This is a genomic window from Limnohabitans sp., assembly GCF_030158565.1.
Lineage (GTDB): Bacteria > Pseudomonadota > Gammaproteobacteria > Burkholderiales > Burkholderiaceae_C > Limnohabitans_A.
Genome location: NZ_JAOASQ010000064.1, coordinates 1 through 6151 on the forward strand (window position 1 = coordinate 1; position 6151 = coordinate 6151).

7 protein-coding genes are annotated in these 6151 nt (G+C 60.4%); 4 read left to right on the forward strand and 3 right to left on the reverse strand.

Annotated features, from left to right (window positions below; all coding sequences use genetic code 11):
* Positions 1-1305, forward strand: a 1305-nt coding sequence (locus Q1W40_RS13555) for an HD domain-containing protein (RefSeq protein WP_300712964.1), incomplete at its 5' end; no start/stop codon positions are given.
* An 18-nt stretch (positions 1306-1323) separates the two neighbouring features.
* Here Q1W40_RS13555 and Q1W40_RS13560 read toward each other — a convergent pair.
* The gene (locus Q1W40_RS13560) at positions 1324-2034 is read right to left on the reverse strand and encodes a GntR family transcriptional regulator (RefSeq protein ID WP_300712965.1); all 711 of its coding nucleotides are present in this window, start codon (positions 2032-2034) and stop codon (positions 1324-1326) included.
* Between the two features lie 88 nt (positions 2035-2122).
* Here Q1W40_RS13560 and Q1W40_RS13565 point away from each other — a divergent pair, with 88 nt between their 5' ends.
* From Q1W40_RS13565 to Q1W40_RS13575, 3 genes are read left to right on the forward strand one after another with little or no spacing between them, the layout of a single operon-like run.
* A complete protein-coding gene (locus Q1W40_RS13565) occupies positions 2123-3280 on the forward strand; it encodes an LLM class flavin-dependent oxidoreductase (protein WP_300712966.1) in 1158 nt (385 codons plus the stop codon).
* Entirely contained in the window at positions 3277-4203 is a 927-nt protein-coding gene (locus Q1W40_RS13570; protein ID WP_300712967.1) for an aldo/keto reductase, read from the forward strand. Before Q1W40_RS13565 ends, Q1W40_RS13570 begins: the two co-directional genes overlap by 4 nt.
* 11 nt (positions 4204-4214) lie before the next feature.
* Positions 4215-4745, forward strand: a complete 531-nt coding sequence (locus Q1W40_RS13575) for a flavin reductase family protein (RefSeq protein ID WP_300712968.1) — start codon at positions 4215-4217, stop codon at positions 4743-4745.
* A 66-nt stretch (positions 4746-4811) separates the two neighbouring features.
* Here Q1W40_RS13575 and Q1W40_RS13580 read toward each other — a convergent pair whose 3' ends face one another.
* The gene (locus Q1W40_RS13580) at positions 4812-5648 is read right to left on the reverse strand and encodes a carbohydrate ABC transporter permease (RefSeq protein ID WP_300712969.1); all 837 of its coding nucleotides are present in this window, start codon (positions 5646-5648) and stop codon (positions 4812-4814) included.
* On the reverse strand, positions 5645-6151 hold a 507-nt coding region (locus Q1W40_RS13585; protein ID WP_300712970.1), incomplete at its 5' end, for a sugar ABC transporter permease. The genes Q1W40_RS13580 and Q1W40_RS13585, both read right to left, overlap by 4 nt.

Here is a 6151-nt window from a genome sequence, read left to right on the forward strand (position 1 = left end):
GGGCAGATGCAGCACGACCTGTTCCATGCCTACACGGTGGACCAGCACATCCTGATGGTGCTGCGCAATGTGCGGCGCTTTTTCATGGCCGAGCATGCCCATGAATACCCGTTTTGCTCGCAACTGGCCGCAGGCTGGGACAAGCCCTGGATCCTCTACGCGGCGGCGCTGTTCCACGACATCGCCAAAGGCCGGGGCGGCGACCATTCGCAACTGGGCAAGGCCGAAGTGCGCACCTTTGCCCGCCAGCACCGACTGGACAAAGCCGATGCACAGCTGATCGAGTTTTTGGTCGGTGAGCACCTGACCATGAGCCATGTGGCCCAAAAAGAAGACCTGAGCGATCCCGATGTGATCGGACGGTTCGCCCAGCGCGTGGGCAACGAGCGCAACCTGACGGCCTTGTATTTGCTGACGGTGGCCGACATCCGGGGCACCAGCCCCAAAGTCTGGAACGCTTGGAAAGGCAAACTGCTGGAAGACCTCTACAAATCCACCTTGCGGGTGTTGGGCGGTCGCGCCCCGGACGCCAACGCCGTGGTGGAAGCGCGCAAACGCGATGCATTGGTCGAGCTGGCCCGCCATGCCGAGCCCCACGAAGGCCACAAGGCCTTGTGGGAAACGCTGGATGTGGGTTATTTCATGCGCCACGATGCCAGCGACATCGCCTGGCATGCCCGCCAGCTGTCGCGCCATGTGGCCAAACCCGACCCGGCCGGACCGCGCACCATCGTTCGGGCGCGCATTTCACCGGTGGGCGAAGGCTTGCAGGTGCTGGTCTTCACCCCCGACCAGCCCGACTTGTTCGCCCGCATTTGCGGTCACTTTGACCAAGCCGGCTTCAGCATTCTGGACGCCAAGGTGCACACCACCCGCACGGGCTGGGCGCTGGACACCTTCCAGATCGTCACGTCCATGCTGCCCGAGCATTACCGCGAACTGATCACCATGGTCGAGTCCGGTCTGAGCCGGACCATCGAACAGCAAGGCCCCCTGCCCGCTCCAAGCCGCGGACGGGTGTCTCGCCGTGTCAAGAGCTTCCCGATGACGCCACGCGTGACCCTCAAGCCCGATGACAAAGCGCAAAACTGGCTGCTCAGCGTCTCGGCCAGCGACCGCATCGGTTTGCTGTATGGCATCGCCACAGTGCTTGGCAAGCATGGCATCGACCTGCAGTTGGCCAAGATCAGCACCTTGGGCGAGCGGGTGGAAGACACCTTCTTGATCAGCGGCCCGGCCCTGCAGCAAAACAAGGCGCAAATCGAAATCGAAACCGAATTGCTGCAGGCCCTGCAAGCGACCTGAGCCCACGCCAAAGCCTGCTCACTGGCTCAGTCGAGAGGAGTATCGACAGACCTTCGGGTCAAACCATGTTTTGGAAAACTCGGCCAACTCGTTGCTGGCGGTCCAAGACTGCCGCTTGATGTATCCAGCCCAATCGCCTGTTTGCAGCGGCGATGTGGCGGGGGCCCAGTCGGGTGCGGTGGCGGCACTGATCTGGTCTTCCACGCGTGAAATCCACACATTCAAGCGCTGTTGGTAGAACAAGTACATCGAGTCGCCCAACTCAGGGGCACTCAAGTTGACGATGCGCGTGCCAGGAAACCAGATCTCTTCCAATGCGACCGGCACTTGACTTGAAAACCGCAAACGCCGCACCCGCCAGCAAACGGCTCCATCCCAATTGGGCATCCCAGGTTCGGGCCTGGCTTGCGCCACATCCAGAATCTGTGCCGTGGGCAAACCCGGCCCGTTGGTCAGTTCCAAGCGGAACAACTCGTAAATCTGCTGCGTGCCTTGCACGCTTTTCACATAGGTGCCCGAGCCCTGTATGCGCTCCAAAACGCCTTGCTTTTCCAAGAGCGCCAATGATTTTCGCAAGGTGCCCACCGCCACCGACAGCGTTTGGGCCAAGGCGGCCTCGGTCGGCAAACGCTCGCCCGCGTGCCAATAACCGGCCTTGATTTGCCTGACCAACAGCTCTGCGATTTGCTGGTAGACCGGCAAGGGTTGGGCGTGATTTACAGAGTTCATGCCCCACAGTATGACAAATAAGTGGAAACCCCCAAGCCAACATGCGTCAATTCATATACCATTCATTCACTTAATTGTGAGGTTTGATATGAGCATCGTTCCCGTCAAAGGTCAAGACATCCAAGGCGCTGAAGTCGCTTGGTTTGCGCCCCTGTGCTCGGATGACTTTCGCCACCTGGGTGTACCCGATGGCGACTTGCGCAGCAGCTGGGCCAACACCAGCCGCATCGTGCAAAAAGCCGAAGAGCTGGGCTACCGCAACATTTTGTGCCCCTCGTCTTACCAAGTGGGCCAGGACACCCTGACCTTTGCCGCCGCTGTGGCACCGATGACGAAACGCATGAACTTGCTGGCGGCCATCCGTTGCGGTGAAGTGCACCCGGCCATGCTGGCGCGCACCGTGGCCACGCTGGACCACATTCTGGAAGGCCGCCTCACGCTGAACGTGATTTCGTCTGACTTTCCCGGCCAACAAGAAGACAGCGCTTACCGTTACCGCCGGTCCTGGGAAGTGGTCGAGATCCTCAAACAAGCCTGGACCCAAGACGAGATCAACTACGATGGCGAGATCTACAAGCTCAAGGGTTTGTCCACCGACCCCGTGCGCCCCTACCAAACCAACGGCGGCCCCCTGCTCTACTTTGGGGGCTACAGCCCAGACGCCTTGGCCCTGTGCGGTGCGCACTGCGACACCTACCTGATGTGGCCCGAACCGAAGGACATGCTGGCCCAGCGCATGCGCGACGTGCATGCCCAGGCTGAGAAATACGGCCGCTTGCTGGACTATGGCTTGCGCGTGCACATGATCGTGCGCGACACCGAAGCCGAAGCGCGTGAATACGCCGCCGAGCTGGTGTCGCAACTGGACGATGAAAAAGGCCGCGAAATCCGCCAACGCGCACTGGATGCAAAGAGCCTGGGTGTCTCGCTGCAAAGCGCCAACCGCGACCGTGCCGATGACGAAGGCTACGTCGAGCCCCATTTGTGGACCGGTGTGGGCCGCGCCCGCAGCGGCTGTGGGGCCGCTTTGGTGGGCAGCGTCGATCAGGTGCTCAGTGAAATAGAGGCCTATCAAAAGATGGGCATCCGGGCCTTCATCTTTTCCGGTTACCCTCACCTGCAAGAGTGCGAGATTTTTGGCACCAAAGTCTTGCCACAGCTCAAGACGGTTTCTCTCGCACAAGAATATGGCCGCGTTCCGGCCCAAACACCGCCCACACCGCTGGGCACAGGAGTTCGCAAATGAGTTCAAAACACATCGGCCGCATGGCGCTGCCCAACGGGCGCAGCCTCAGTCGCATGGCCTATGGCGTCTGGCGCCTGTCCGAAGCACAGGACAGCTCGGTTGACGCCAATCTGGCCCGCATCGATGCCTGCCTGGCTCAGGGCATCACCACCTTCGACCATGCCGACATTTACGGCGACTACAGCTGCGAAGCGCTGTTTGGCCAAGCCATCAAGGCCCGCCCCAGCCTGAAAGACCAGATCGAGATCGTCACCAAGACCGACATCATGCTGCTGTCAGGCCAATGGGCAGACACCCGCGTCAAGCACTACGACACCAGCCCCGCCCACGTCACCGCCAGCGTGGACCGCTCGCTGTCGCGCATTGGCGTGGATGTGATTGATCTGCTGCTGATCCACCGCCCTGACCCGCTGATGGATGCGCAGGCACTGGGCGCATGCCTGGACGGCTTGATCGACAGCGGCAAACTGCGCGGCGTGGGCGTGTCCAACTTCATGCCCTGGGATGTGGACCTGCTGCAGTCGTGCATGAAGCACAAGCTGCAAACCAACCAGATCGAGCTGAGCCTCTTGAACACCGCGCCCTTCACCAACGGCCAGATCGCCCATGCCCAACAGCACCGCATGCCGGTGATGGCTTGGTCGCCTTTGGGCGGTGGCCGTCTGCATTCGCAAGCGCACACCGCAGGCACTGCGGCCGCTCGCCTGGCCCCCAAGCTGGCCAAACTGGCGCTGGCATCGGGCACCGACACCACCGCTGTGGCCATGGCTTGGCTGATGCACCACCCTGTGGGCGTCTTGCCGGTCATGGGCTCCAACCAGATCGAGCGCATCCAGCGTTTTGCCGATGCAGCACGCGTCCCAATGGACCGACAGACCTGGTTTGAACTGTATGAATTGGCCAATGGCCATGAAGTGCCTTGAAGAAAGAGCCCATGCGCCACATGCCTGATGACATCACTTCAACCGCTGCCGGACTTGCCCCTGTGAGCGACCCTGCCGATTACCGCAAAGCCCTGGGCTGCTTTGGCACAGGCGTCACAGTGGTCACCGCCCACCACGAGGGACAAGATTGGGGCATGACCTGCAACTCGTTCAGCTCGGTCTCCTTGAACCCCCGCTTGGTGCTGTGGAGCATCCGCAAAGAAGCCAGCAGCTTGTCTGCGTTCACGCAATCGGGCGGCTTCACGGTCAGTGTGCTGGCTGACTCGCAAGCATCAATAGCCAACCAGTTTGCCAAAGGTGCCATGGCCGAGCGCTTTGCGGGCGTGCCGGTTCACCGGCAAGCCAGCCAGCGCCTGCGACTGGATGCGTGCGTGGCCTGGTTCGATTGCACCGTTCACCAGCTAGTGGACGCGGGCGATCACCACATCATCATTGGCCAGGTCAGGGACTTTGGCTGGCAAGACGCGGCGCCCCTGGCTTTTTGCCGCAGCCAGTTCGGCCAATTTCAGGCTTTGGCCTGAGCCAAGCAGCTCGCTGCGGTGCTGCAAAGCACCGCAGCCAACAGCCCCCTTGCAGCGGTTTTGTGATCAGCCCTTGAGGCCGCCCTGGGTGAGTCCGCCCACCACCCGCTCCTGAAACAGCGCAATCAAAATCGCCACCGGCACGATCGCCACAATCAAGGCCGCCGAAATGATGGGCCAGGGGAATGTGAATTCCCCTTGGTACAGCGCGATGCCCACCGGCAAGGTGCGCACAGCCGGGTTGGAATTGAGGGACAGTGCCAGCAGGAATTCGTCCCAGGAATTCACAAAAGCCAAAATGCCCGCCGTGAACACACCCGGCGCTGCCAAAGGCACCACCACCTGCCAGAGCGCCCCCATGCGCGTGCAGCCGTCGATCATGGCGGCATTCTCCAGATCGCGCGGGATGCTCTGAAAGAAGCTCACCAGCACCAGGGTACAGACTGGCAAGTTGAGCACCACGTAGGGCAAGATCAAAGCGATGTAGGTGTTCAACCAGCCCAGGGCGCGCATGGTCTCGAAAATCGGCACCAGCAAGGTCACCAGCGGGAACATGCTGGAAGCCACGATGCACGTCAAGATGAACTGGCGTCGTTTCAGGTTCAAGCGGGCAATCGCATAAGCCGCAAACGCCGCCACCACCAAAGACAAGGCCGTGGCACCACACGCGATCAGCAAACTGTTTTTCAAATAGGTCAACAGCGGTTGGTCGGTGAACGCCCGCACGTAGTTGTCCAGCATCGGCTTGGCGGGCCACCAGGTGATGGGCTTTTGCACCAGTTCGGCCTCGCTTTTGAGCGAGGTGAACAAAATCCAGACCGCCGGGAAAAAGCCATTGACGACCACCATGCCTGCGGCCACCCAACGCAACATGGGCGAGCTCCAAAGTCCTGTGGGGTTCATGCGGCGTTCTTTCCGATCTGTTTCAAGTAAAAGCCGGTCACAAAAAGCGAAATCACGAACATGAACACGGCCAGGGTCGAGCCGAAACTGATGTCCGAATAATCGATGGTGTATTTGTGGATCAGCATGGCCAAGGTCTCGGTGGCCTCACCGGGCCCGCCACGCGTCATGGTGTAGGGGATGTCAAAAGTCTGCAAAGCCGTGATGGTGCGGAAAATCAAGGCCACCACAATGCTGGGCATGAGCATGGGGATGGTGATCTGCCAGAACTGCTGCCAACGGCTGGCGCCATCGACTTCAGCCGCTTCATAGAGCGACTTCGGGATCATTTGCAAACCCGCCAGCAAAATCAAAGCCATGAAAGACGATGTTTTCCAGATCACCGTCAGGCAAATGGCGGCAAACGCCCAATTGGGCTTGAGCAGCCAGCTGGTGGGCTCGTCTTGCAAGCCCAGCCGGTTCATCACATCGTTGACAACGCCGTACTCGGTGTGAAAAAACCA

Excerpts from the sequence above, each read along its gene's own strand:
- Q1W40_RS13565 (WP_300712966.1), top strand. The coding sequence starts at position 2,123 with ATGAGCATCGTTCCCGTCAAAGGTCAAGACATCCAAGGCGCTGAAGTC.
- Q1W40_RS13570 (WP_300712967.1), top strand. The coding sequence starts at position 3,277 with ATGAGTTCAAAACACATCGGCCGCATGGCGCTGCCCAACGGGCGCAGC.
- Q1W40_RS13575 (WP_300712968.1), top strand. The coding sequence starts at position 4,215 with ATGCGCCACATGCCTGATGACATCACTTCAACCGCTGCCGGACTTGCC.
- Q1W40_RS13560 (WP_300712965.1), bottom strand. The coding sequence starts at position 2,034 with ATGAACTCTGTAAATCACGCCCAACCCTTGCCGGTCTACCAGCAAATC.
- Q1W40_RS13580 (WP_300712969.1), bottom strand. The coding sequence starts at position 5,648 with ATGAACCCCACAGGACTTTGGAGCTCGCCCATGTTGCGTTGGGTGGCC.